The sequence below is a fragment of the Bilifractor sp. LCP21S3_A7 genome (assembly GCF_052118825.1).
Taxonomy (GTDB): domain Bacteria; phylum Bacillota; class Clostridia; order Lachnospirales; family Lachnospiraceae; genus Bilifractor.
On the sequence record NZ_JBQKGL010000007.1, the window covers coordinates 149749 to 175491 of the forward strand.

Annotated in this window: 19 protein-coding genes and 1 tRNA gene; 16 read left to right on the top strand and 4 right to left on the bottom strand. The window is 51.7% G+C overall.

The genetic code is table 11. The features are described from left to right. The first annotated feature begins 50 nt into the window (after positions 1–50). The 4 genes from bsh (at position 51) to ACTQ1O_RS08310 (ending at position 6041) form a co-directional block, all read left to right on the top strand. The gene (gene bsh, locus ACTQ1O_RS08295; RefSeq protein WP_441486874.1) at positions 51–1040 is read left to right on the top strand and encodes a choloylglycine hydrolase; all 990 of its coding nucleotides are present in this window, start codon (positions 51–53) and stop codon (positions 1038–1040) included. A gap of 297 nt (positions 1041–1337) precedes the next feature. Next, positions 1338–1985 (top strand): rubrerythrin, encoded by a 648-nt coding sequence (rbr, locus tag ACTQ1O_RS08300; protein ID WP_441099470.1) that lies wholly within the window; start codon positions 1338–1340, stop codon positions 1983–1985. 361 nt (positions 1986–2346) lie between these two features. Then, positions 2347–3513: a pseudouridine synthase gene (locus ACTQ1O_RS08305; protein ID WP_441486875.1), complete on the top strand. Its 1167-nt coding sequence runs from the start codon at positions 2347–2349 to the stop codon at positions 3511–3513. Between the two features lie 59 nt (positions 3514–3572). Further along, positions 3573–6041: a hypothetical protein gene (locus tag ACTQ1O_RS08310; protein ID WP_441486876.1), complete on the top strand. Its 2469-nt coding sequence runs from the start codon at positions 3573–3575 to the stop codon at positions 6039–6041. 543 nt (positions 6042–6584) lie between these two features. Here the strand turns inward: ACTQ1O_RS08310 and rd are convergent. Then, on the bottom strand, positions 6585–6746 hold the full coding sequence (rd, locus tag ACTQ1O_RS08315; protein WP_441099633.1) for a rubredoxin: 162 nt from the start codon (positions 6744–6746) through the stop codon (positions 6585–6587). 85 nt (positions 6747–6831) lie between these two features. Between rd and ACTQ1O_RS08320 the strand changes: the two genes are divergently transcribed. From ACTQ1O_RS08320 to ACTQ1O_RS08345, 6 genes are all read left to right on the top strand, one after another. After that, positions 6832–7137, top strand: coding sequence for a hypothetical protein (locus tag ACTQ1O_RS08320; protein WP_441486877.1), 306 nt, complete (start codon positions 6832–6834; stop codon positions 7135–7137). Next, positions 7095–7955, top strand: coding sequence for a phosphoribosylformimino-5-aminoimidazole carboxamide ribotide isomerase (hisA, locus tag ACTQ1O_RS08325; RefSeq protein ID WP_441486878.1), 861 nt, complete (start codon positions 7095–7097; stop codon positions 7953–7955). The genes ACTQ1O_RS08320 and hisA overlap by 43 nt, the downstream gene beginning before the upstream one ends. Positions 7956–8164: 209 nt before the next feature. After that, positions 8165–8974: a methyltetrahydrofolate cobalamin methyltransferase gene (locus ACTQ1O_RS08330; protein ID WP_441099635.1), complete on the top strand. Its 810-nt coding sequence runs from the start codon at positions 8165–8167 to the stop codon at positions 8972–8974. Between the two features lie 206 nt (positions 8975–9180). After that, a complete protein-coding gene (locus tag ACTQ1O_RS08335) occupies positions 9181–9822 on the top strand; it encodes a corrinoid protein (protein ID WP_441475743.1) in 642 nt (213 codons plus the stop codon). Positions 9823–10075: 253 nt separating this feature from the next. Next, the gene (locus tag ACTQ1O_RS08340) at positions 10076–11860 is read left to right on the top strand and encodes an ASKHA domain-containing protein (protein ID WP_441486879.1); all 1785 of its coding nucleotides are present in this window, start codon (positions 10076–10078) and stop codon (positions 11858–11860) included. A gap of 36 nt (positions 11861–11896) precedes the next feature. Continuing rightward, on the top strand, positions 11897–14128 hold the full coding sequence (locus ACTQ1O_RS08345) for a hydantoinase/oxoprolinase family protein (protein WP_441486880.1): 2232 nt from the start codon (positions 11897–11899) through the stop codon (positions 14126–14128). A gap of 93 nt (positions 14129–14221) precedes the next feature. Here ACTQ1O_RS08345 and ACTQ1O_RS08350 read toward each other — a convergent pair whose 3' ends face one another. Both ACTQ1O_RS08350 and ACTQ1O_RS08355 read right to left on the bottom strand, forming a co-directional pair. Continuing rightward, positions 14222–16075, bottom strand: coding sequence for a sensor histidine kinase (locus tag ACTQ1O_RS08350; protein WP_441486881.1), 1854 nt, complete (start codon positions 16073–16075; stop codon positions 14222–14224). Next, complete coding sequence (locus tag ACTQ1O_RS08355; RefSeq protein ID WP_441486882.1) at positions 16072–17763, bottom strand: response regulator transcription factor; 1692 nt, start codon at positions 17761–17763, stop codon at positions 16072–16074. Before ACTQ1O_RS08355 ends, ACTQ1O_RS08350 begins: the two co-directional genes overlap by 4 nt. 70 nt (positions 17764–17833) lie before the next feature. Here ACTQ1O_RS08355 and ACTQ1O_RS08360 point away from each other — a divergent pair, with 70 nt between their 5' ends. The 4 genes from ACTQ1O_RS08360 (at position 17834) to ACTQ1O_RS08375 (ending at position 22927) form a co-directional block, all read left to right on the top strand. Further along, the gene (locus tag ACTQ1O_RS08360; protein WP_441486883.1) at positions 17834–19360 is read left to right on the top strand and encodes a sugar ABC transporter ATP-binding protein; all 1527 of its coding nucleotides are present in this window, start codon (positions 17834–17836) and stop codon (positions 19358–19360) included. Continuing rightward, the gene (locus tag ACTQ1O_RS08365; protein WP_441486884.1) at positions 19360–20346 is read left to right on the top strand and encodes an ABC transporter permease; all 987 of its coding nucleotides are present in this window, start codon (positions 19360–19362) and stop codon (positions 20344–20346) included. The genes ACTQ1O_RS08360 and ACTQ1O_RS08365 overlap by 1 nt, the downstream gene beginning before the upstream one ends. A 2-nt stretch (positions 20347–20348) precedes the next feature. After that, a complete protein-coding gene (locus tag ACTQ1O_RS08370; RefSeq protein ID WP_441486885.1) occupies positions 20349–21359 on the top strand; it encodes an ABC transporter permease in 1011 nt (336 codons plus the stop codon). Positions 21360–21730: 371 nt separating this feature from the next. Further along, on the top strand, positions 21731–22927 hold the full coding sequence (locus ACTQ1O_RS08375) for a substrate-binding domain-containing protein (protein ID WP_441475750.1): 1197 nt from the start codon (positions 21731–21733) through the stop codon (positions 22925–22927). Between the two features lie 294 nt (positions 22928–23221). On the opposite strand, the gene ACTQ1O_RS08380 is transcribed toward ACTQ1O_RS08375, so the two are convergent. Then, positions 23222–23309, bottom strand: a tRNA-Ser gene (locus ACTQ1O_RS08380). Positions 23310–23561: 252 nt separating this feature from the next. Here ACTQ1O_RS08380 and ACTQ1O_RS08385 point away from each other — a divergent pair. Continuing rightward, positions 23562–24899, top strand: coding sequence for a glutamine synthetase family protein (locus ACTQ1O_RS08385; protein WP_441486886.1), 1338 nt, complete (start codon positions 23562–23564; stop codon positions 24897–24899). A gap of 41 nt (positions 24900–24940) precedes the next feature. After that, positions 24941–25489 (top strand): ANTAR domain-containing response regulator, encoded by a 549-nt coding sequence (locus ACTQ1O_RS08390; protein WP_441486887.1) that lies wholly within the window; start codon positions 24941–24943, stop codon positions 25487–25489. The last annotated feature ends 254 nt before the right edge of the window (positions 25490–25743 follow it).

Consider the following 25743-nt stretch of genomic DNA (forward strand, 5'->3'; position numbering starts at 1 on the left):
GACATCAACTGAGTTCAGCATTGCAGTGAGAACTGCAGAAAGGACAGATTATGTGTACAGCGGCAACATATACAGGTAAGGATCATTATTTTGGAAGAAATCTTGATCTGGAGTATTCCTATCATGAATCGGTAACGGTCACACCGAGAAACAAGGAACTTGTGTTCCGTCATCTGGCCCCTATACCAAACCACCTTGCAATGATCGGCATGGCATATGTGGTTGGAGATTACCCGCTATATTATGATGCAATGAATGAAAAGGGACTGTCGATGGCAGGTCTGAACTTTCCCGGAAACGCGGATTACAGAAAGCCGGAGGAGGGAAAGGACAATGTCGCTTCCTTTGAATTCATTTCATGGATTCTGGGTCAGTGCGGAAGTGTGGAGGAAGCCAGAAAGTGTCTTTCAAGAATCAACCTGACCGATGACGCTTTTGCGGCAGAGCTTCCGCCTTCACCGCTTCACTGGATTGTCGCCGATCAGAAGGAGTGCGTGGTATTCGAACAGACGGCGCGGGGCGCGCAGATCTACGATAACCCGGTAGGGGTGATGACCAATAATCCGACCTTTGATTATCAGATGACACATCTCGCAGATTATATGAACGCATCCGCCGGGCTTCCGGAGCAGAAGCTGATCCCGGGCGTGGAGCTGAACGCGTACAGCCGCGGCATGGGCGGAATGGGAATTCCGGGAGATCTTTCCTCGGCCTCAAGATTTGTAAAGGTCGCATTTACAAAGATGAATTCCCTGAAGGCGGAGGATGAATCCGCAAGTATCAGCCAGTTTTTCAAGATCCTCGGGTCTGTCGAGCAGCAGAAGGGATGCTGCCGTCTTGCGACGGACAAGGACGGGAACCCGGTCTGCGAGTACACGATCTACAGCTCCTGCTGCAATATGGACAAAGGAATCTATTATTACACGACGTATGAGAACAGTCAGATCACGGCGGTTGACATGCATCACACAGATCTTGACGGGAGCAGTCTCACCTCGTACGAACTCATAAAGGGACAGCAGATCCGGATGCAGAATTAAAAGATAATGCTGACAACTGTGGCATGACAACTACAGCACTGCGAATCGGCAATATTATGGCTGGACTTATCATGACAATATCGGGTATAATACAGTTACGTGCTGAATATTGTGATGGATAGGATGGAATTATCACAAAAGCTCAGACAGTACAAATCAGGAAAGAATCATACAGGAGCAATCAGAAGAGGAGCGGATCGGAAGAGACGGCGGCAGAAGAGAAGCGGATTTCAGCGGTAAAAGCGGAGTCTGCCTGACTGCCTGACGACTGAGACGCAATCAGACAGGAGGCGTGTTATGAAGTTCAAATGTAAGGTTTGTGGGTATATCTACGAGGGAGATCAGGCTCCGGAGGAGTGCCCGAAGTGTCATCAGAAGAATGTATTTGAGCCGGTGGATGAAGAAAAGAAGAATCCTTATGCCGGTACCAAGACGGAAAAGAATCTGCTGGAGGCTTTCTCCGGTGAGTCACAGGCGCGCAACAAATACACATTCTTTGCTTCCGTTGCGAAGAAGCAGGGATTTGAGCAGATTGCGGCACTTTTCCTGAAAACAGCAGACAACGAGAAAGAGCATGCAAAGCTCTGGTTCAAGGAACTCGGTATGCTCGGCGACACAGAAGAGAATCTGCTGTCCGGTGCTCTTGGCGAGAATTATGAGTGGACCGATATGTATGTGCGTATGGCAAAGGATGCCGACGAGGAAGGCTTCCATGAGTTGGCCGAGAAGTTCCGCGGGGTTGCCGCGATTGAGAAGACACACGAGGAGCGCTACCGCAAGCTGCTTCACAACGTAGAGATGAAAGAGGTCTTCAAGAAGAGCGAGGTCAAGGTCTGGGAGTGCAGAAACTGCGGACATATCGTTGTGGGAACAGAAGCTCCGGAGGTTTGTCCGGTATGCAATCATCCGCAGTCCTTCTTTGAGGTTCATGAAGAGAACTATTGATTTTTCTGCTTAATATCTGGTGCATTCGTATGTTATTGGTTTTACCGGCTGACGTCTTCCATGGGATCGCTCGTGGGAGAGGTCAGATGGACGTATATCAGGTACCTTTTACGAATGTCTGATTCAGCGGGATGGCAAATGAGAGCGTTTGCCACCCCGCTGTTGTTTTTTCTTGCATGTACGGAGGGTATTCCGGAAATATGATGTGGGAACCGGCGCTGCCGGTGGGAGGAATTGTAAATTTATATTACCGGCAGGGGTTTTTGTGTAGATAAGGCGGGATATCTTGGTGTATAATTCAATCCATGGCAGTTACTTATGGTAACTGAAGGGAACTAAAGGGAACAATACGCAGGTTCTGATGGATGAAGCAATCAAAGCGCAGATTTTGTTAACGGAAGCGGATGAGACTCAGGATCGGACGACTGAGACGGCGGGGCAGAGGTACCGGATGATCAGAATTCTCAGAGAAACGGAAAATTATATAGCGGTAAGAAAACCTGCCGGCATGGCGACGCAGTCGGGGAAACTGGGACAGATGGATCTGATGAATGAGCTTCTGAATGAGCTTGCGGCCAGACAGCGCAAGGAGAGACGCATACAGGGGAAGACACGGCCGTCCCGGGCTCCGTATCTGGCGGTGATCAATCGTCTCGACCAGCCTGTGGAAGGGATCGTTCTCTTTGCGAAAAATCCGAAGGCTGCGGCGAAGCTCTCGGAGATGCTGAGAAATCACGAGATCCGCAAGGAGTATCTGGCGGTTGTATACCTGACGAAGGGGAGGGGCTCTTCCGGCAGGATCGATATGGCTGGAGAGGCCGGGACAGATGACAGGACCTGCCCGGACAGCGACATTGTAATGGATGAGGGGATGGATCCGGCCGGTGACATCGGAATAGATGACGGGATCGGGCCGCTTGACGGGCAATGGCATCAGCTTTCAGATTTCATGCTCTTCGACGGCAGAAGCAACCGGTCCGAGATTGTCGGAGAGAGTGTACCGGGGGCGCAGAGGGCAGTTCTGAAGTACAGAATTCTGAAGATTTCCGTGGCGACTCAGGCAGGAACAAATCGCGGGCAGGAGTTGGACTGCGGAAGAAGTATGGCATCCCGGAGTGGCGAAAGTCACGGGCAGGAGCGGTTCTCCGGGAAGGACGGAACTGATCATGCCGGTGATGATCCCGGGACAAGAAAGGGGGCACCGGAGAGCCCGGCTGACGTTTATGAGTCCGGCACGAAGAAGGCACTGCTGGAGATTGATCTTGGCACGGGCAGGCATCATCAGATCCGGCTGCAGCTTTCTCACGCGGGAATGCCGATCGTGGGAGACCGGAAATACGGTGTTGAGAGCTTCCGGGAGGTGGAACACACAAAAAAACGATGGGGAGAGCATGGAAATTTTCCGGCTCTGTGTGCGTTCCGTCTGATCTTTACCGATCCGTGGAGCAAAGCCCGGACAGAGATCCGGGCACTGCCGGAGGGGGAGAATTTCAAGAACTTTGGGGAGAATCGGCTGGAGGAGATCTGATCTGCTGTCGTATGCGATATATGTAAAAAAATGAAATTCAGGGGAGCATCGCAGGATTTATGAAGAAAGCTATTCGTGTTTTTTTAATACTGCTGGTGATTTTCGTGGCGGGCGTGATTATGTTTTCGCTGCAGATCAACCGCAGGCAGGAGCCGGAGAATACAGAGGAGGCGACGGGGCCGACGCTTCCGGTCGTCTTCATGGAGATTGACGGGACGGATGTGAACGAGATGTTCGGGGTGCGCGGGAATCTGCAGGAAACTTCGGAGAGGGACTCGGTCACTCCGCTTCCATCTTCGAAGAAACTGTCGTTCCGTATAGATCCGAAGGAATCGGAGATAACGGGAGTAAGTTATGAGATTTCGTCCATCGCGGATGAGAGTCTGGTGGAGAACGGAGAAATCACGGATCAGAAGACTGGAGAGGATGGTTCGGTCACTGCTTCTTTTACGGCAAATTCGAACCTCCGGTCAGGCCAGGAATATATGCTCTGCATCGATCTGAAGCTGAAGAGCGGTGATGATGTCCGGTATTACACAAGACTTGTGCAGGGCAGCGGCATTGATTTCAGCGGCTATCTGAAATTTGTCAGTGATTTTGGGACAATGTGTCTGGACAAGAGTAATCAGGACACACTTGCGGGCTATCTGGAAACAGACGACAGCGGTACCTCAGGAGATTTTACGGATGTGGATATTACATCCGATACGGATACCGTTACCTGGGGAGACCTCTCGCCGTCTATGGTAACGGAGGCTGTGCCGGTAATCTGCGAGTGCAATACGACTACGGTCAGCATGGAAGCGGATTACATCATCAGTTCGAAGGACAGCGAGGGTGAGACGGAGTACTATAAGGTAAAAGATTTCTACCGCATGAAATACGCGGACGGCACGACAAATATCTCACTGCTGAACTTCAAGAGGACGGCAGCGCTGATCTTCGACAGCAGCCTTCCGGTTCTGACAGACAGCGGGCTTTTGCTCGGCGTTCAGGACAGCAGCATATCCTATGCGTCCAGTGAGACGGGAAATATTGCTGTTTTTGCGGAAAACGGTGATCTCTGGTCGTATAATACGGAAACCGGAGCGTTGAGCTGTCTTTTTTCCTTCCGTGAAAAAGCAAACGGGAGCTATACTTTTGATGACCGCACGGAAAATGAGCAGCATGACTTCGCAATAGAAAATGTGTCGGAAAACGGGGACGTCACTTTTGTGCTGTACGGCTATATGCCGTCCGGAGCGCATGAGGGACGGATGGGGGCCGCCGTATTTACGTATTCGGCGAACACGGATATTTCAGAGGAGAGGATGTTTATTCCTCTGAATCAGAGCTACGATGTGCTGGAACGAAATATTTCCCGGCTTTCCTATGTGAGCAGCAAGGATGAACTGTATCTGTTTCTGGGGACGGAGCTGTGCAAGATTAATCTTGCGGACGGGTCGTACGATGTGGTGCAGGATACGATTGACAGAAGCGGATTCGCGTCGTCGGATTCGCAGCAGGTGGTCGCATGGCTTGACAGTGACAATACAGGCGGCTCGAAGACGGCGACAATGCTCGATCTGGAGAGTGGAAAGTCACTGCAGATCCCGGCGCCGGATGGGGAGGCCATTGTTTCCTGCGGCTTTGTGGACAATGATTATGTGTACGGGCTGGTTAAGGATGAGGATGTGATTACCGGAAGTGACGGCACAATTACATGTGGAATGTATCGTCTTGTCATTGAGGACATCAACGGAACGGTCAAGAAGGATTACCAGAAGGAGAATCAGTATGTCACCGCGGTGTCAGAGGAGCATGACGCACTCGCACTCAGGCTGTCTGCATTGTCCGACGGTACCTACCGGGATGCGGGAACGGACCGCATCGTAAAGAATGGACAGGAAGACACAGGCGTAGGAATCAGCACAACGACCGACAGCCGCACAGGGCAGGAGAAGGTGCTCACTCTCGGAAATGGTTCCGCTGAAAAAATCACACAGAAGAGTGCGGAGATTCTCTATACAAAAGCGGGGGCCGAGACCATTCTGGAGTGGCCGGAGACGGATCAGAACCTGTATTCTGTATATGGGTTTGGAACGCTGCAGGGAATATACAGCAGCGTAAACCGGGCAATCGCGGCGGCGGATGGTGTGTCGGGACTGGTGCTCGACAGCGCACAGAGATATGTGTGGGTGAGAGGAGACTGGCCGTCTTCCTATACGATTGATACCGCGACGATTCCGGAGGGGTTCCTGGAGCTTGCCTATGATTCGGACGCGCTTGGAAATCTGCTCGGGTCCGGATATACTGTGCTGAATCTGTCGGGATGTACGCGTGAGGAGCTGTACTATCAGCTTTCAAAGGGTTATCCGGTGCTCGCAAGGGTTTCGGACAGCAGTGTATATTATGTGATCGGGTATGACGAGTATAATATCTGGATTTATGATAAAACGAGCGGGAAGGCAAAGGCGGTAGCTACAGATGATGCGGATGCGCTTTTCAAGAAGAATTCGTATCAGTTCCTGAGCTATATCGCCGCCTGAGTAAGACTATTCGCATACAGTCTCTTACACACGCTTTGCGTGTGACGAGCCTGTTTGCGTTTTCGAAGAGTTGTTCAGACCGTGATATGTATAAGCTACGGATTGCTCCGTGCTTCGCACTCTCGCAATCCAACAGGTATTCGGATTTCGCGCGTTCGCGCTTCATCCTCATACCTGTTGCCTTCGAAATCGCATACAGTCTCTTACACACGCTTTTCGTGTGACGAGCCTGTCTGCGTTTTCGAAGAGCTGTTCAGACCGTGATATGTATAAGCTACGGATTGCTCCGTGCTTCGCACTCTCGCAATCCAACAGGTACTCGCACTTCCGTGCCGCTTGCGCGTCACTACGTGCTCATACCTGTTGCCTTCGAAATCGCATTCAGTCTCTTACACACGCTTTTCGTGTGACGAGCCTGTCTGCGTTTTCGAAGAGCTTATACATAAAAAAAGAAGCCGTCTCAGGTGTCCGGAGATCCGGACAAGACCTGAAATGGCTTTTCCAATGTCATGATATATATCTGACTGGTTCGCCGGAGCGATATCAGTCAACCGGGGAGAAGTCCTCCTTGCCGGCGCCGCAGATCGGGCATACCCAGTCATCGGGGAGATCCTCAAATGCTGTTCCGGGAGCGATTCCGTTATCCGGATCTCCTTCTGCAGGATCATATACATATCCACAAGGACCACATTCATACTTTTGCATAGCTATTACCATCCCTTCTGTAATTTGAATAAGTTGATTTGTGAAAAATTCCTTCCGGAAATCCGGCGAAGAACGTTTCTGGATCATGATTGCATTATATTATGAAGGAGTTAGGTTTGACAAGGCAAAACGGATATTTCATGTGGACAGTAACTGCCCGGCGGATTTTGAAGGTACAGAAAATAGAAGGGTGACGGCATATCGGTCTGAAGGGGGCTCAGCCGCAAAGCTAAAATGTCTGAGGGGGCTCAGCCGCAAAGCTAAAATGTCTCAGAGGTTAAGCCGAAAAACGACATTGTCTCAGGGGGTCATCAACAAAACTACAGTGACAGGAAAGGAAGTATTCTCATGGAATTTCGGCCGTGCATCGACATACACAATGGAAAAGTGAAGCAGATTGTAGGAGGGACGCTGAAGGATGCGGGGGATTTCGCCGCGGAGAATTTTGTATCCGAACAGGATGCCGCATTCTACGCGAGACTGTACCGGCAGTACGGACTTCGGAACGGGCACATTATTCTGCTGAACCCGCCGTCCTCAGAGTACTACCAGGCGACACTGAGACAGGCGGAGGCCGCGCTCGCGGCATGGCCGGGAGGACTGCAGATCGGAGGCGGTGTCAATGCCGAAAATGCGGCTTGTTTTCTGGAAAAGGGAGCGAGTCATGTCATCGTTACATCCTATGTCTTTCGTGACGGAAATGTTTCCATGGACCGGCTCGGACGACTGGTGTCTGCCGCGGGAAAGGAACATCTTGTCCTGGATCTCAGCTGCCGGAAAAAGGACGGCAGGTATTATATCGTGACGGACCGCTGGCAGAAATTTACGGACGTGGAAGTGACCATTGATTCTCTTTGCGAATTTGCAAAGAACTGCGATGAGTTCCTGATTCATGCGGCGGATGTCGAGGGCAGGGCGATGGGAGTCGAACGGGAGCTGGTGGATATTCTTGCGAAGGCATCGGAGAAAATTTCCGGGGGTATTCCGAATCCGCATGGAGATGGAACGAAAAGGATTTTTCCCATTACCTATGCGGGGGGCGTGGGAAGCTTTGAGGATCTTCGCTGGTTGAAACAGGAGGGAAAGGATCGTATCAATGTGACGATTGGAAGCGCTCTGGATCTGTTCGGAGGCAGTATGAATTTTGAGAGGGTTCTTCGTACATGTGGGGAACTCCGTACATGTGGAAAAGATACAGCGTCAGAATGACGGAAAAACCGGAGATAATGAGATAAAACGCATGAAGTTGTGCAAAGGCTTACAAAAAACGCCGACAATATAGCATAAATTTTTACGCGTATTTTTAATTCATTGTATACATTGAACAATAGAATGCTATACTAAATCTATACTCATCTGCGCGCTCTGGCGGAAAGGAACACGCGATGATTGGACAGCATATTTAGGAGGGTATTACAATGATAATTATCGGAGAGAAGATCAACGGATCGATTCCCGCAGTCGCGGAAGCGATCAAGAATCGTGACGCAGATGAAATCAAGCGCCGTGCGCTGATTCAGGCGAATGCGAGAGCAGATTATATTGACTGCTGCGCGTCCGTTCCGGAAGCGGAGGAGGTAGAGACACTGAAATGGATGATCGACTGCATTCAGGAAGTTACGGATGTTCCGATTGCGGTTGACAGTCCGAGCCCCAGAGTCCTGAAGGAGATATTCCCATACTGCAAGAAGCCCGGAATCATCAATTCCGTTTCCGGAGAAGGCGACAAGATTGACATTCTCTTCCCGGCGATTGCCGATACGAAATGGGAAGTTATCGCACTGTGCAGTGATGATACAGGAATTCCCAAGACGGCGGATGACAGACTCAGAGTCTTCCATCATATCATGGATGAGGCGAAGAAATACAACATTGCTCCAAGCCGCATCCATATCGATCCGCTGATCGAGATGCTTTGCACATCCGAGGATGGAATCGGTATGGTGGAGAGCGTTATGCAGACGATTCGCAGCGAGTATCCGAGCATTCATATTACCGGCGCTGTAAGTAATATTTCCTTCAATCTCCCGGCAAGAAAGCTTGTCAATATCGGATTTACGGTTCTGGCCATGAAGGCAGGACTTGACAGCGCGATCTTCGATCCGACGAACCGGGATCTTCTGGGAGTTATCTTCGCAACCGAGGCGCTTCTCGGCAACGATGAGTACTGCATGGAGTATATTGAAGGATTCCGTGACGGACTGTACGGACCGAAGCCGAAGGCATAAGAAACGGGTTAAACGCATATTGCCTCAAGAGGATGTACAGGCGGCAGAAATGTTGGAAAAACTGCCATAAGAAACGGATTACACGCACATGCCCTCAGGAGGGGCACCACAAAATGATATTCATTTCACAGACATTCTTGCGGAAAAGGGGATCTGTGATTGCGGAATGAATATAAATAAATTATTTAAAAGCGGAGGATTTTACAATGGGAAGTATTGAAGAAGTTGCTAATCTGGTTGAGCATGGACGTTCCAAGAAGGTTCCGGCTGCAGTTCAGGCTGCTCTGGATGAGGGAATTGATCCGAACGACATTCTGCAGAAGGGTATGATCGATACCATGGGTATCGTCGGAGAGAAGTTCAAGAACAATGAGATCTTCGTTCCGGAGATGCTGGTAGCTGCAAAAGCAATGAAGGCAGGCGTAGAGGTTCTGAAACCGCATCTTGCAACAGGAGCGGCAGGAAAGCTCGGTAAGGTCATCATTGCTACGGTAGCCGGCGACCTTCATGACATCGGCAAGAACCTTGTTGCGATGATGATCGAGTCCGCCGGATTTACAGTAATTGATCTGGGTGTTGACGTGCAGATCGACAAGATCATCGAGGCAGTCAATGAGAATCCGGATACAAAGATTGTTGCGCTGTCTGCCCTGCTGACAACCACAATGCCATCGCTGAGAGATACTGTTGCCGCACTTAACGGTGCTCCGTTCCGCAGCAACATCAAGGTTATGGTCGGCGGTGCTCCGATTACGCAGGAATTCGCGGACGAGATCGGCGCAGACGGATATTCCGAGGATGCTGCATCGGCTGCTGAGCTTGCGAAGAAGCTGGTTGGCGCAGAATAATTTCATAAGAACAGGTATATGGGGCCGGCGCATGGGGAAGCTTGTATGCGCCGGCTTTTTTTACGCAAACAGTGAGCCGCAGCCGAATGCGAAGTATTCGTGTGCGGCGAGCGTCGCGATAGCGAGATAAAACTCGCGCAGCGTGTTTTATCTCGTTGTGTCAGATATTAAGATCTGTAAAGATCTGTAAGGATCCGTACAAGCAGGCTGGCCGGGGGATACCGGCAGATTTTTTTATAAGAGGTGATGGTTGATGGCAGAAAAATACAGAATATGTTTTCGGCCGCAGAACAGGGAAATAGAGGCCGATGCGGGAATGACCATTCTGGAGGCGGAGAGAATGGCGGGTCTGGAGCCGGACGCGCCCTGCGGCGGCTGCGGCAAGTGCGGAAAATGCAGAGTGGATATCCTGAAGGGAAAGAGAACCGGAGTGGTTCTGGCATGTCAGACCCGGATCGACAGCAGCATGACGGTAGATACGATGTATCAGGAAAAGGTCCGGAAAATACTGTCCGAGGGACTGACCAGGAAGGTACCGGTGGAGCCGGGAGTTTTTCCGGGGAAGGATCAGGCAGAGGAAAAAACCGCAGGGAGAGAAGAATCCGATATTCCGTTTTTCCTGATGGCATTTGATATCGGCACGACGACGGTTGTAGGATACCTTCTGGACGGACATACCGGACGGACGCTTTCCGTTGCCAGCCGGATGAATCCGCAGCATGCCTTTGGCGCTGATGTGATCTCCAGAGCGAATTATGTGCTGGAACATGGAGAAGAGGGGAGTCGGGAGCTGAGGACATGCATTGTGAAAGCCATGAACGATCTGATCCGTGAGGCGGCGGGAAGCGCGGGAGTTCAGGCAGAGGATATTCTGCAGGCGGCTGTGGTTGGAAATACCTGCATGCATCATCTCTTTCTCGGAATATCTCCGGACAGTCTGGTGCACGCTCCCTATATTCCGGCAGTGCGGAAGGGAATGATTCTGACGGCGGAGGAAACGGGACTGAAGTTCGGACCCCGCTGTTCAATGGGGGAAAAGGCTGTGGAAATCCCGGTATTTGAGCTTGAGAATGAGCTTTCAGCGAATGAAGACAGCGGGAAGCGTTTCCTGATCAGCCGGGACATGAGGCGCGCGGACAGCATTCATGAGAAACAGGGAGTTGTCCTTCTTCTTCCGAATATTGCGGGATTTGTCGGAGCGGATACGATTGGCTGTATGGTATCGGCGGCCTTTGACCGGCTGGAGGAGCTGACTCTGATGGTGGATATCGGGACCAATGGAGAGATGGTTCTGGGAGATCAGAAAAAAATGCTTACGACCTCTACGGCTGCCGGACCTGCCTTTGAAGGCGCGAAAATTGAGTGCGGCATGCGGGGAGCAGACGGTGCAGTAAGCCATCTGCGGGAGTCGGACGATGGTTTTTCTCTGGAGGTCGTCGGAGATGTGAAGCCTGTCGGCATCTGTGGTTCCGGTCTGATCGACGCGCTTGCCTTTCTGATCCGCCATGGCTTTATCAATAATTACGGCGCTTTTCGTGATCCGGAGGACCTGGAGGATCCTCTGGCATGCAGGCTGAAGGACAGGCTGATTACGGTTCATGGACAGCCTGCTTTTCTGCTCGTCAGAGGCGAGGACAGCGCAGACGGCGAAGAGATCTATCTGACACAGAAGGACGTGAGGGAGGTTCAGCTGGCCAAGGGAGCGATTGCGGCAGGAATACAGATTCTGACGGAAAAACTGGGAAAGAGGATCGGAGAGATCCGGCACGTTTTTCTTGCGGGAGCCTTCGGAAACTATATGGATTCCGGGAGTGCCTGTGAGATCGGAATGATACCCTATGAGCTGCGGGACAGAATCACGGCGGTGGGGAATGCCGCCGGAGAGGGCGCAAAGCTTGCGGCGGTGAACCGGGGAGAGTTTGAGTATGCCTGCAGGCTGTCAGAGGAAACTGAGTTTATTGAGCTTGCCTCAGAGAGCAGCTTTCAGGACGTTTTTGTAGACAAGCTGGAGTTCGAGCGCGCGGTTGAAGACGAATGAGGCCGTGTGAAACACGGAGAAGGAATTTTTTATAATATGATCGGAATAGGAATTGATACCGGCGGAACCTATACGGATATCGTTGTATATGACATGGAAAACGGGAAGGTGCTCGGATCGGGGAAGACGTCGACGACGAAGGACCATCTGGAGGTGTGCATTCTCAAGGCATTGGACAGCATGGATCAGAGCTATATCCACCAGGCAGAGCTTCTGGCGCTTTCCACGACGCTCGCGACAAATGCCTGTCTGGAGAATAAGGGAGGAAGGGCGAAGTGCCTGATGATTGGCATGAATCCGGAATCGATGAGCAATCTGGACCAGGTATATGGATCCTACGGATTCCGGGATCTGAAGGAGCTGGTCTTCATTGATGGGAAGCCGGAGCATTTATTTGAGAAACCGGAGGATCCGGACTGGGAGGAACTGAAGGAGAAGGGACCGGAGTGGTTCCGGGGCTGCCGGGCGGTGGGAATCACGCAGATCTATCCGGACGCAAACGGCGGACGATTTGAGCAGGAAGCGGAAAAAATCCTGAAGAAAGAGGGATTTCAGGTTACGACAGCATGGAATATGTTCCATGATGTGGATGTGCTGCGAAGAGGCGCAGGTACACTTCTGAATGCACGACTGATACCGATCATTACAGATTTCTTAGATGCTGTCCGCAAGGCGCTGGCGGAACGGAACCTGAAGATGCCGATCGCGATTGTCGCGGGAAATGGAAATCAGATGGCAGAGGCCGTCGCGTGTGAGAGACCGGTGGAAACGCTGCTGTCAGGACCGGCTGCGAGTGCGGTCGGCGGGAGTGTGATCTCGGGAGAGCCGGACGGGATTCTCGTGGACATGGGCGGTACAACGACGGATATTGCGCTGATCCGTGAAGGAGAGCCTGTGCTGGCGGATCAGGGAATATCGATCGGGCAGTGGCGGACCACGGTCAAGGGGCTGTATGTTGATACAACTCTGCTCGGGGGAGACAGCGAGGTTTTGTTTGAAAACGGCCGCATTCTCCTTGGGAAGGAGCGGGTGATACCGCTTTCAGCTCTGGTGCAGATGTTTCCGGCACAGAAGGAGCAGATCATCCACAGGCTTCAGGCGCTGGCGGAATCCGGCAAAAAACACACGCGGATGCTTCATGAATTTCTGGTGCTGCAGAATAATATTCTGGCTGATCCGGATCTTCGGGACCGGTATACGCCGGAGGAGATCCGCATCTGCGAGGCTCTGCGGAACGGACCGCTGATCCTGGAGGATTTTGCGGAAGCTGCCGGAGAAAGCGTGTACAAGCCGGGAACGGAGCGGCTTGAGGCGGAAGGCGTGATCATGCGCAGCGGCCTGACCCCGACGGATATGATGGTTCTGAAGGGGGACATCGATCTGTACGGAGAAGATTCTGCAAGAGCGGTTCGCGAGGCAGTGCGTTTCCTCATCCAGAATACGGATCCGGAATATTATCGAATGTCAGGGCACGGGAAGACCGCATATCCGGTGCGGGATCACGGCGCTGATGCAGGAGATGAAAAAAAGTCAGCGGAGACGGGAAAGCTTGTAGAGACGGGGCCGGAGGAGGCAGCGGATGTCAGAAAGACAGCTGAGACCGGAAAGTCTGCAGAGACGAGGCCGGAGGAGGCCGTGGCGGACGAGGTATATCGCCTGGTAGAGAAGAAGATGTACCGCAGAATCGTGGAGATTCTGATGGCACAGCAGCATCCGGGGCAGCGGCGTTACCTGGAGCAGGACGGGGTGAAGAGGCTGATCGACTGGTCGTTTGAGGAAGCGAGGAAAGGCGACGCAGAGGACTGGGCGGGAATGAGAATTCATACGGACCTGCCGATCATCGGTGTCGGCGCGCCGGTGCATATCTTTCTTCCGGCCGTTGCAGAATATCTCGGGACGAGAGCAGTCATTCATCCTTTCGCCGGCGTTGCGAATGCGCTTGGGGCGATTGCCGGAAAGGTTTCCGCGAGAGTCAGCATTCATGTGAAGGCGGATTATCAGGGCGCGGTTCCAGACGGGTTCTCGGTGACCGATGGTAAGGGAAAACATAAATTTGAACATTATGAGGATGCGGAGAAATATGCGGAGAAAACCGCAAGAAAGCTGGCGGCGGAGGATGCGCGCCGTCAGGGAGCCGGAGAGAATCCGGAGATCCGGATTCTGAAGCGGCAGATACGGACGTCATCGGCGGTCGGCCCGGAAGTTTTTTTTGAAACGGTGGTGGAGGCCGTCGCCTCCGGGCGGTTCCGGGTTTCAGGGAGATCGTAAATTATGTCGCGTTACCTGGCTTTAATGGATTAAAGCAGATAAATAGTGAGTCTGCCAGGTGTGGTACAGGCAGGAGCATTTAAAAACTACAGATCAGCTTTTTCCGGTCTTGGGAGGCAGCTGATCCGGGTCGGTGTATGCGGGGATCCGGATTTCAACCTCGGTTCCCTGGCCCAGAGTACTGGAATAGCGGAGGCCGTAGTCCTCGCCGTAGAGAATCTGCAGACGGCGGTGTGTGTTGAAGATGGCGATCTGGTTTCCCTTACCGGAGGATTGTATTTTTCCAGTGAGCAGATCACCGATCTTCTCCGGCGGGATGCCGATGCCGTCATCCGAGAGGAGCAGAATCAGGGTTCCGTTTTCGATCCATCCGGTCAGTACGATCGTTCCCTTCCGGCTTTCCTTTTCGAGAATGCCGTGCAGGATGCTGTTCTCGACAATCGGCTGAAGGGTCAGCCGGGGAATCCGATTTTCCATCATGGAATCCGGCACGTCCACGACGAAGTCGATGCCGTTGTCGAAGCGCATGTTCTGAAGGCGCACATAGATCGAAGCATGTTCGATCTCCTCCTCCAGGATGCCGATGGAATCCTTGCGGCTGAGCGTAAGGCGGTAAAATCTGGAAAGATCGCGGACAGCCTGATTGATTTCCTTTGTGCGGCCCTGCTGCGCCATCCAGTTGATCATTTCCATGGTGTTGTACAGAAAATGTGGATTGATCTGCGCCTGCAGAGAGCGGAACTCGGCGATCCGGAGTTCCTCGGACTGCTTCTGCTGTTTCTCCATCAGATTGTTGATCTGCCTTGCCATGTAGTTGTAGGAGTCGACCAGGTCACCGATTTCGTCATTCTCGGTCGGAGAATTCATAGGGACTGGCAGCCCGTTCTTAACCCGGCTCATCTGCCGGCTGACGGCACTGATCCGGTCCGTGAAGGAGCGGGACAGGAAGTAGGCGAGAAAAATAGCGATGACGGCAGTCGCGGACCAGATTGTGACAAGCTTCAGCCAGTACATCATGGTCGTCCGGCGGAGAGGTGCGGATGGCGTGATGTTCACCAGAAACCAGTCCGCCGCGGGAAGATAATAGTATGAGACATAGACTGTCTCGCCGAGAACCTTTTTTTCCAGGAACCCATTTGAACTCATCAGATTATTCTGGATGCTGCTGTAATTCATATAATAGATGCCGGAAAGCCTGGAATTCGTGGTTGTGACCATGGCGTCTCTTTCATTTGTGATATAGGAGACGCCTCCCTCCGGTGTCGGATGCCCGCTCAGAATCTTCCGGAGGGTATCGGAGTGGAAATAGCAGGCAACATAGCACTTTGTAATGGTTCCGGAAGAATCCCTGACAGAGGCCGGGTGAATATAGGCGCAGTCTCCCAGGTCGTTTTTCTCAGAGACACCAAGGTACAGCGGTGGGCAGAACAGCTCCGATGGGTGTGTGCTGTAGAAAATTCCGTACCAGTAGGTTGCCGTTATGTCGTGCATAGAGGCGAAGACACTGTTTCCCGCAGAGAAAACGCGGCTGTCCTTCGGGAGATCGACATAGATCCGGATTGCCGACACACCGTTTGAAGAGAGATATCTGGAGAGACCGCTCGAGAAGGCGGCGGCATCCTCCGAGGTCAGGGCATCCGGGACAGAGGTATCGATCGTCTCTGAAAATACACTGGTGTAGAACCGGTTGGTTTTGATCTGATCGTAGACATCAATGACGCTGCGTATCCGCTGCTGAAGCAGAGGGGCGGACGCGGCGGTCTCAATCTGCTCCTGACGGAGAGTGTCGGAGGTGATCAGCTGATACAGCCTCGTGGAGAAAAAAATCCCCGCGACGATCATCGGAATCGCCACCGCAAGCATAATCGTCAGAAATAATTTGTACTGGATTTTCAGATCTCCGTAGAGATGAGAAAATCTGGTATTTTTTTTGCGCTCTTTCTTCAAAGGGAACACCTGCTCTCCCGGTACTCAGATGGGGACTGACCGGAATATTTCTTGAAAGCCTTTCCAAAGTAGTTGCTGTCGTTATATCCGACGCGCGTGGCAATGTCGGATATATTGTTCCGGGGATCTGCGAGAAGCTCCTTCGCCCTCTCCAGACGGAATTCCGTAAGATACTGGTTGAGGGTCTGCCCGGTCTCGTTCTTGAACACTGTGCATGCGTAGGATGCGGACAGAGACGCATACCCGCTGATTTCCTTTGTGGAAAGCATCGGGTTGCTGTAGTGGCGGCTGATATATTCCTTGATCAGATAGACCGAGGAATTCATCGGCACATAGTTCTCCACATCGTTCAGAAAATCGTTGATGGTCTTCTTCAGCATGTCGTGGAGTTCCGGATATGAAAAACAGCGGTTGAGGGAATCCAGGGTGTTGTCAAAGCTGTTCTGGGTGCCGGAGCCCGGGAGCTGGCGCTGCCTTCTCTGTGTGAAGACAGCATCAAGAAGCCGGTAGTACAGGGTCTGGATATTTCCCCGGATCAGGGAGGGATTTTCGTAGATTGCCTGGTACAGCTTATCCATGAGTTCCTCCAGAGTGACGCGGGAGGGATTCCTCAGAGCCGTGGTCAGCTCCTCGTAGATTGTCTCCGGGTTTTCCCGGGAGGGGAAAACTGATTCCGGATCGCTGCAGAGAACGGTCCTATTATTATAGAAGAAACTGCTCTGGAGACGGATGGCGGCGGAACTGTAGGAATTGTAAAGCTTCTGAATTCCGCCTACGATCTGTCCGGCAGACAGATACCAGTTGTCCGTTTCGATATGGCAGGAGAGGAAATCTGTGACCGTCCGGACCGTATTCTGGGTGAATGAGTTTTTACGGAACAGATGGAAGACGAACAGGTTCGGCTTCTTCTCGGCGGCGATCACATGAAGATGAAGCTGCCGCGCGAAATCATGGAGCAGTCTCTGAAGACGGGAGAAAAAATCGGGACTCAGGTCAACCTGTTCGTCTGTCTGCAGAAGGACGGTAAAGGCCGCGTGAAAGAGATCAACAGACCCGTAGCGCATACAGTACTTCCGGCTCAGATCCTCCACGGATTTGCGCGAAGAAGGGTATGGCATCGTCAGGCAGAGCGCCAGATGGGCGGCGGAAATGGAATCTGTGATGCTCTCAGCGTTTTTGGTCTGCTCAATGATGTGATAGCGCTCGATGGAGGCCCTGACCGTCTCTTCCACCTCGCTGATATCCAGCGGTTTTTCCACATAATTCACAGCCTGAAGGCGAATGGCTGCCTTCAGATATTCCTTGTCGGTATAACCGCTCATGAAAATGAAGACCGTGTCCGGCATGAGCGTATGAATTCGTTCCATCATTTCAATTCCGGACATCCGGGGCATCCGCACATCACTCAGGATGATTTCCGGTTTGTGAATTGAGGCCTGATGGAGCCCCTCCAGACCGTCTCCGGCGACATAGACCTCGTCGATGCCGAGCCGGATCCAGTCGATGGAGGAGGTCAGTCCCGTGCGGGTCAGATTTTCGTCGTCTACAATCAGAAGTTTAATGGTGATACCTCCCTGAAAAACGCAAGAGTGTGGTTTTTTGTTCGTGTTTTCGTTTAAATCAACAATATACAAACATATGATAGCACGGAATGAATCAGATTCGGAAAAAATATTACCCGATTCCATAAAAAATTCCTCTTAAAGCGTACACTGGTCCGATGCTATACTTCTTTCATATGGAAAGGAGGACAAGAGCGTGTCAGAGGATTTGATTCTGGAACTTAAAGGTATTACCAAGATTTTCCCCGGTGTGAAAGCGCTGAATAACGTGCAGTTTCAGCTGCGCCGCGGAGAAGTACATGCTCTGATGGGAGAGAACGGAGCGGGCAAATCTACGTTCATCAAGGTTATCACAGGTGTTCACGCGGCAGAAGAGGGCCACATGTACCTGAACGGCAAGGAGGTACATTTCAAAGGACCGAAGGATGCTTTGTCGGCGGGTATTGCTGCTGTTTATCAGCATCCGACGACTTACCCGACGCTGAGTGTTACTGAGAACATTTTTATCGGTCATGAATTTATCAAGCACGGGATGATCCAGTGGAGGCAGATGAATCAGGAGGCGAAAAGGCTTCTCGACCGTCTCGATGCAGATTTTAAGCCGAGCGATGAGATGGGCACGCTTTCGGTAGCTCAGCAGCAGATGGTTGAGATTGCCAAGGCACTTTCCACAAACGCCAAGATCATCATTCTCGATGAGCCGACGGCGGCACTGACTGCGAACGAGTCCGAGAAGCTGTACCGGATCGTGGACCAGCTCAGAGAAGAAGGAGTTTCCATTATCTTCATCTCGCACCGCATGGAGGACATGTACCGTCTCGCTTCAAGAGTTACCGTATTCCGTGATTCCCAGTACATCGGAACCTATGATGTAGACAAGATCACCGAGGCGGATCTGATCAAGGCGATGGTCGGACGTGAGATTTCTGATATGTATCCGAAGCCGGAGGTAAAAATCGGTGACGAGGTATTCCGCATTGAGGGAATGAGCCGTACGGGATATTTCAAGGATGTATCTCTGAATATTCATGCCGGAGAGATTGTGGGACTGACCGGTCTGGTCGGCGCGGGACGTACAGAGACCATGGAAGCGGTATGCGGCATCACAAAGCCGGATGCCGGCAAGGTATTTGTCAATGGAAAAGAGGTCCATATCAAGAATCCTGCGGATGCGATGAAGGAAGGAATCGTCCTTCTCCCGGAGGATCGCCAGAAACAGGGTCTGATCCTCAGCTGGGGGCTTGGGGACAACGTCATTCTTCCAGTGCAGGATGAGCTTGCAAAGGGACCGTTCAAGGTAAAGAACGAATCGAAGGAGCGGGAGCTCGCGAAGAAGTACCTGGAAGAGGTTGATACAAAGGCAGTGACGATCTTTGATCCGGGCAGCAGCCTGTCCGGCGGAAATCAGCAGAAGGTCGTGGTTGCGAAGGCACTTGTTCAGGATAATATGAAGGTGCTGATCATGGATGAGCCGACCAAGGGCGTGGATGTCGGCGCGAAGGCAGAGATTTACAGCATCATGGGAGATCTGGCGAAGAAGGGATATGCGATTCTTCTGATCTCCTCCGAGATGGCGGAGATTCTGGGTATGAGCGACCGGATCTACACGATGTGCAAGGGACGGATTACCGGATGCCTGGATATCAATGAGGCTTCTCAGGAAAGCCTTCTGGAACTCTCCATGGAAAACAGCAGGACTACCGGGAAGGAGGCAGTTAAATAATGAATCAGAAAAAATCATTATGGAAAATCATCACCGGTTCCCGTGAAGTCAGCCTGCTGCTGATCCTCATTGTGATGCTGGTTATTGTTCAGATTCTCAGCCGGGGCACATTCCTGACGCCGACGAACATCGGACAGATCTTCCGAAATAATGCGCTGACCATGCTGATGGCGCTCGGTATGCTGTGTGTCATGCTTACCGCCGGCATCGATATCTCGATTACTTCAACGCTTGCCTTCACCGGAATGATCATCGGAATGCTGCAGAAGAGAGCGGGATTCACCAATACATTCGTTCTGTTCCTGCTGGCCGCACTGATCGGCATTGCCTGTGGTTTCCTGAACGGACTGATCATTTCAAAGGGACATCTGGCACCGATTATCTGTACGATGGGCTTCATGTATATCTGGCGCGGACTCGCTTATGTGGTATCCAACAACCAGTGGGCATCCGGAGCGGACGTGGCAAAATTCGCCGAGTTCGGAAAGGATGGATCGGTCGGCCCGTACATTGTTCTGATTATCGCCTATGTTATCTTCTTCGTCGTCATGAAATGGACGACCTTTGGGCGCCGCATCTATGCGGTCGGCTCCAATGCCGATGCCGCGCGGGTGTCCGGTATTAATGTAGACCGCGTTCTGATTCAGGTCTACACGATGATGGGTCTTCTGGCAGGAATTGCCGGTGCCCTCTCGGTATCCATCTATGCTTCCGCACAGCCGAACATGCAGTACGGAAAAGAAATGGATGTTATCGCGGCCTGCGTCATCGGCGGCACATCCATGAACGGCGGCCGCGGGTCAGTCGTGGGAACCTTCCTCGGAGCCCTGTTCTACGCGGTGCTCGCAAAGGCACTTCCGCTGGTCGGCCTGGATTCCATCTGGCAGAACCTGATCAAGGGTGTCGTGGTACTGGCCGTTGTTCTCATTAACGTACTGACACAGCGCACGATGGACAGAGCCGCACTGGAAAGAAGGGAGATGTAATCATGGCAGGAAAATCAGGAAGAACCATAGATGCCACCCCGAAGACCAGTATTAAGAGCAAAGTCTTAAGCTGGGAGAGTGGCCTGATCGTTATTTTTATCGCAGTATTGATTTTCGGATCGATTGTCTCCAAGAGCTTTACTTTTTCCAATGTTCTCCGTGAGATGCCGAAATATCTGTCGGAACTGTTTATGATGTACGCGATGGGATTCATCCTTGTCATCGCTGAAATCGATATTTCCGTCGGAGCCATCGTGTGTCTGGCCGGAACGATGGCCTGCTTCGCAAACCGCGCGGGAGCGCCTCTGATCGTGCAGATCATCGTCTGCATCGGCGTCGGATTCCTCTGCGGCAGCCTGAACGGAGTGATCGCGACACATTTCCAGGAGCTGCCGACCATGATCATCACGCTCGGCACCCAGATCATCTTCCGCGGAATCGCTGAGGTATCCATGGGCAGCGGCGGATCGGTATCCCTGTCAGATCCGATGGGATTCTCAAAAATCGGAGGCATGGTCGGGCCGTTCCCGATTGCCTTCTTCCTTATTATCATCACGGCGGTCATCTTTATCTTCATCCTGTCCAGGACAACATTCGGACGGAAGATGTACGCGGTCGGATCCAACCGCACGGCGGCTCTGTACGCGGGAATTCCGGTTCAGAAGATCCGTCAGATCTGCTTTACACTGGTAGGTACCATGGCAGGTATCTGTGCGCTGTTCCTCCTTGCGACCTCCTTCGGAGCCAATACCACAACCGGACAGGGCTTTGAGATGGACGTAATCGCAATGTGCGTATTCGGCGGCATCGCCACCACCGGAGGCAAGGGAAATCTCGTCGGCGCGACGATTGCGGGATTCACTATCGTATGTCTCCGTATCGCCCTCGGACAGCTGAACATGAGCGGCCAGACGATTCTGGTCATCATCGGTATCCTGCTGATTGTGTCCGCCCTTGTTCCGGGAATTAATCAGTCGGTAAAGAACAAAAGAAAAACGATTGCGGCGAAATGAGAATCGTATCGGGTCCCATATGCGCGCTTCGCGACAAGCTCCGGAGCCGCGCCCGAATGATATGGACCAACAGGACGGTTTCATACGGGGCTTCGTGACAGGCTGCCACAAAGGCAGATTATTTTCGCGGGCTCCAGCACAAGTCTCATACGGGTGCTTTGCGACAGGCGGTCTGTTTGCGATTTCAAGGAGTCTGCATCGTTAGATTGTACCTTTTTTCTAAAAATATTACCATTTCACGAAAAAAATGGTGATGTTACACTTAATCTACAGTCAGAAATCACAGAAGGTTTCTGATGGGGGTAACCGGTCAGCGAGACCGGAAACAGCAAATGGTCGATGAGACCAGAATGATTCAGGAGGGTTTAACAATGAAAAAACAGGTAGTTAGCGTAGTACTGACGGCCGCTATGGCAGCCGGACTGTTAGCGGGATGCGGAAGCAGCACATCTACTTCCACCAGCAGCAAGTCATCCTCAAGCAGTTCTGCTTCCTCGGCAAGCACATCATCTGCGGCAGGCACTTCATCCGCAAGCAGCACAGCTGCTTCCTCCGGCAGTGCTGAGGCTGTTGCCTCCACATCCGGGGCAGCCGGCGGAGTCGGTGATGTATCCGGCACCTATGCACTCGTTCCGAAGTCAGCAGGAAACCCGTTCAACGAGAGAGAGGCTTCCGGATTCCAGGATGCACTGAAGGCACTGGGATGCTCTGATGACCAGATCATCGTATCTTATCCGGATAGTGCCACTGCTGATGCGCAGATCACAGTGATTCAGTCTCTGATTTCACAGGGCGTAAGCTCCATCGCGGTTGCGGCAAATGACGCAAGCGCTCTTGACGCGGCACTGAAGCAGGCATCTGACGCTGGAATCAAGGTATGCACCCTCGACTCCGATGTTGACGCTGATTATCGTTCTGTATTCTGCAACCAGGCCGGCGTTAAGGAAATCGCGCAGGCTCTTATGGACGCGGTTTATGATATCTCCGGCGGATCCGGCGAGTACGCGATTCTTTCCGCTACCTCCCAGGCTACGAACCAGAACGCATGGATCGACGCGATGAAAGAGATCGCTGAGTCCGATGACAAATATGCGGATCTGAAGCTTGACGAGATCGCATACGGCGATGATGAGGCTCAGAAGTCCACAGACCAGACACAGGCTCTTCTGACCAAATATCCGGATCTGAAGGTTATCTGCTCCCCGACAACCGTAGGTATCGCTGCAGCAGCAAAGGTTCTTCAGGACCAGAAGTCTTCGGTAAAGCTTACCGGACTTGGACTCCCGTCTGAGATGAAAGAGTACATCGGTGACGATGATTCTCATTCCTGCCCGTACATGTTCCTGTGGAACCCGATTGACCTCGGCGCTCTGGCAGCATATGCATCCGTAGCTCTGGTTAACGGCTCCATGACCGGCGCTGTAGGCGACACCTTCTCCGCAGGAGATCTGAACGACGGCAATCCGTATGAGATTACCGCAAACGCTGACGGTGCTTCTGAGGTTATCCTTGGACAGCCGTTCAAGTTCGATCCGAGCAACATCGAAGAGTGGGCAGAGGTTTACTAAATCATAATCTGATGCGTCGCATTCAAATCGCGGCACAGAGGGCATAGAAACGTAACCGGCATCCGAAAGGATGCCGGTTTTTTGGTGATCAGAAACACTGGCATAACGGAAAAAGTATGTGACCTTCTTGCAAAGCAAATAAAATGAAGCAGCATGGGAAAAGTAAGCATTAAAAAGAATATCAAAGAAGAGCAGGCGAAAGCACGAATACGTTAAAAAAGAAGAGTAAGAGAAAGCGTTTGTCAGAACATGAAAAAGACCTGCCCGGATCACCGGACAGGTCTTTTTAAGAAGCGGAGATGAAGGGAGTTGAACCCTTGCGCCGGTTACCCGACCTATCGCATTTCGAGTGCGACCTCTTCGGCCACTTGAGTACATCTCCGTATTTGATCTGTGGGAAGGCCGCTGAAAAGATGCGGACCGATACCCACTGTGCAACATCACTATTTTAGCAGAGAGAGGACAGCACTTCAAGGATTTTTTGAATATTCCTCATTATTACAGTTTGTAATGCAAAATCAGAACAGATATGATATAAATTAAGTATTTGAAAGCGCACGGCGGAAAGCTATGATGCATACTGTTAATCGCAGATAAACTGTATGGAACGGACAGATTCCGGGAAAGGATATATATGGGCAAGTATACGAAGCAGGATATTTTCAGGATCGTAGAAGAAGAGGATGTAGAGTTTATCCGTCTTCAGTTCACCGATATCTTCGGCATGCCGAAAAATCTGGCGATCACCGCAAGTCATCTGGAGCAGGCACTCAACAACGGATGCACCTTCGAGGCATCTGCCATCGGAGGAATCCGGGACGGGGCGGAGGAACTGTATCTGTACCCGGACCTTGATACGTTTGAAATCTATCCCTGGAGACCTCAGACGGGAAAAGTTGCCCGGATGTACTGCGACATCTACACAGAAGAAGGAAAACCTTTTGCAGGAGACTGCCGTCAGGTGCTCAAAAGAGTTCTGAAGGAAGCGGCTGACATGGGGCTGAGGTTCGAGATCCGTCCGGAACAGGAATTTTTCCTTTTTCATACCGATGACGAAGGGCATCCGACAACGACAACACATGAGATCGCCGGGTTTTACGATGTAGCTCCGCTCGATCTGGCGGAAAATGTGCGCAGAGATATCATCCTCACACTGGAAGAAATGGACTTCGAGGTGCTCGGCTCTCATCACGAGATTTCACCGGCCCAGCATGAGATTGATTTCGCGGAGGGACGCGCGGACCGGATTGCTGACGACGTTGTGACATTCCGCATGGTGGTGAAGACCATAGCAAAAAAGCATGGCCTCTATGCAACCTTCCTTCCGAAACCGACGGAAGGAGTCAACGGATCCGGTATGCACATCAATATTATCTGCCGGGATCCGCTTGGCAAGAATCTCTTTGCTGATGAAACAGGAAATGGAGACCTTTCGGAAACCGGTCAGCAGTTCGTGGCTGGTCTTCTGAGACACAGCAAATCGATCACGCTGTTCACAAATCCGATTGTGAACTCCTATAAGAGACTGATTCCAGGCTTCGACGCGCCGACACAGATCGCATGGTCTGATAATCTGGCGAACCGCTCGGCAGTGATCAATGTGCCCCATCGCAGGGGAAATAATGCCCGCATTGAGTACAGAAGTCCTGATGGAGTCTGCAATCCATATCTGGCCTTTGCGGTTATCCTGGCATCCGGCCTGGACGGTATCCGGAACAGGATGAAGGCGCCGGAGAAGGCGGATGTCCGCCTGTCCGGAAAATCAAGATGGGAACTGAAGAACATGCATCTTGATACTCTGCCGGAGACACTGGGAGAGGCAATGGAATATTCGGATAAGGATCCCATGATCCGTGAAGTTCTGGGTGATTTTATCTATGACGGCTTTAAGGAGAAGAAGCTTTGCGAGTGGAGAGACTTCCGTTCGGTTATCACAAACTGGGAGCTTCAGACCTATCTTGGCAGATACTGACTCTTCGGCAGTGTATTTTTGGATGATTTGAGGATATGTGATTGCGAAGTATTATTGTTGCTTATTCCAAGCTGGAAGACGCTAAGAAAATACGGGCAATTCTGGTTCGTCATGGTCTAAATGTCAATGGTGTATGCACAACGGTAGATCGGGCGATCTCGCTGGCAGGAACTCTGTACGGCGGGGTTGTGATCTGCGGTTACCGCCTTGCCGACGGCATATATCTCGATCTTGCTGAGGGCATTCCGGACAGTTTTCAGATCCTTCTGGTAACCTCTCCGCGAAATGTCGATGACGAGGTTCTCCCTGCCAACACGGTCTATCTGCCGACACCCTTAAAGGTGCATGAGCTTCTCCAGACACTTTCTCCTATGTTGGGAGAGGTTCCGCAGAGGAGAAAAAAGGACAGGCCGGCTCCCAGAAATGAGGAGGATCAGAAAAAGATTGATCAGGCGAAGGAAATCCTTATGGCAAGGAACCATATGACGGAACCAGAGGCCCACCGGTATCTGCAGAAATGCGCTATGGATTCCGGAACAAAGATTGTGGAGACGGCGGAGATGGTAATTCTGCTCGCGAGTCCGGGCTGATTGAGAATATGAGCGGCGTCAGCACGGATGTCGATTCAGGCTTTGTAAAGAAACAGTGTCTTTTTTGGGTAAAAGATATTAAAAAAATTAAAAGAATGCGTCGATTTCATTTCGTTCGCTCTTGTAACACCTGAAAAGTTATGCTATTATGAGAAAGATTAATGAAATGTTTCATTTTTATTAATGCTTCCTTTTCTATGGGGCTGAAATATGGAACAGAGAACGGCGATGCCCCGCAGCGAGCATCACAATAT

Excerpts from the sequence above, each read along its gene's own strand:
- bsh (WP_441486874.1), top strand. The coding sequence starts at position 51 with ATGTGTACAGCGGCAACATATACAGGTAAGGATCATTATTTTGGAAGA.
- rbr (WP_441099470.1), top strand. The coding sequence starts at position 1,338 with ATGAAGTTCAAATGTAAGGTTTGTGGGTATATCTACGAGGGAGATCAG.
- ACTQ1O_RS08305 (WP_441486875.1), top strand. The coding sequence starts at position 2,347 with ATGGATGAAGCAATCAAAGCGCAGATTTTGTTAACGGAAGCGGATGAG.
- ACTQ1O_RS08310 (WP_441486876.1), top strand. The coding sequence starts at position 3,573 with ATGAAGAAAGCTATTCGTGTTTTTTTAATACTGCTGGTGATTTTCGTG.
- rd (WP_441099633.1), bottom strand. The coding sequence starts at position 6,746 with ATGCAAAAGTATGAATGTGGTCCTTGTGGATATGTATATGATCCTGCA.
- ACTQ1O_RS08320 (WP_441486877.1), top strand. The coding sequence starts at position 6,832 with ATGATTGCATTATATTATGAAGGAGTTAGGTTTGACAAGGCAAAACGG.
- hisA (WP_441486878.1), top strand. The coding sequence starts at position 7,095 with ATGGAATTTCGGCCGTGCATCGACATACACAATGGAAAAGTGAAGCAG.
- ACTQ1O_RS08330 (WP_441099635.1), top strand. The coding sequence starts at position 8,165 with ATGATAATTATCGGAGAGAAGATCAACGGATCGATTCCCGCAGTCGCG.
- ACTQ1O_RS08335 (WP_441475743.1), top strand. The coding sequence starts at position 9,181 with ATGGGAAGTATTGAAGAAGTTGCTAATCTGGTTGAGCATGGACGTTCC.
- ACTQ1O_RS08340 (WP_441486879.1), top strand. The coding sequence starts at position 10,076 with ATGGCAGAAAAATACAGAATATGTTTTCGGCCGCAGAACAGGGAAATA.
- ACTQ1O_RS08345 (WP_441486880.1), top strand. The coding sequence starts at position 11,897 with ATGATCGGAATAGGAATTGATACCGGCGGAACCTATACGGATATCGTT.
- ACTQ1O_RS08355 (WP_441486882.1), bottom strand. The coding sequence starts at position 17,763 with ATGGAATCGGGTAATATTTTTTCCGAATCTGATTCATTCCGTGCTATC.
- ACTQ1O_RS08365 (WP_441486884.1), top strand. The coding sequence starts at position 19,360 with ATGAATCAGAAAAAATCATTATGGAAAATCATCACCGGTTCCCGTGAA.
- ACTQ1O_RS08370 (WP_441486885.1), top strand. The coding sequence starts at position 20,349 with ATGGCAGGAAAATCAGGAAGAACCATAGATGCCACCCCGAAGACCAGT.
- ACTQ1O_RS08375 (WP_441475750.1), top strand. The coding sequence starts at position 21,731 with ATGAAAAAACAGGTAGTTAGCGTAGTACTGACGGCCGCTATGGCAGCC.
- ACTQ1O_RS08385 (WP_441486886.1), top strand. The coding sequence starts at position 23,562 with ATGGGCAAGTATACGAAGCAGGATATTTTCAGGATCGTAGAAGAAGAG.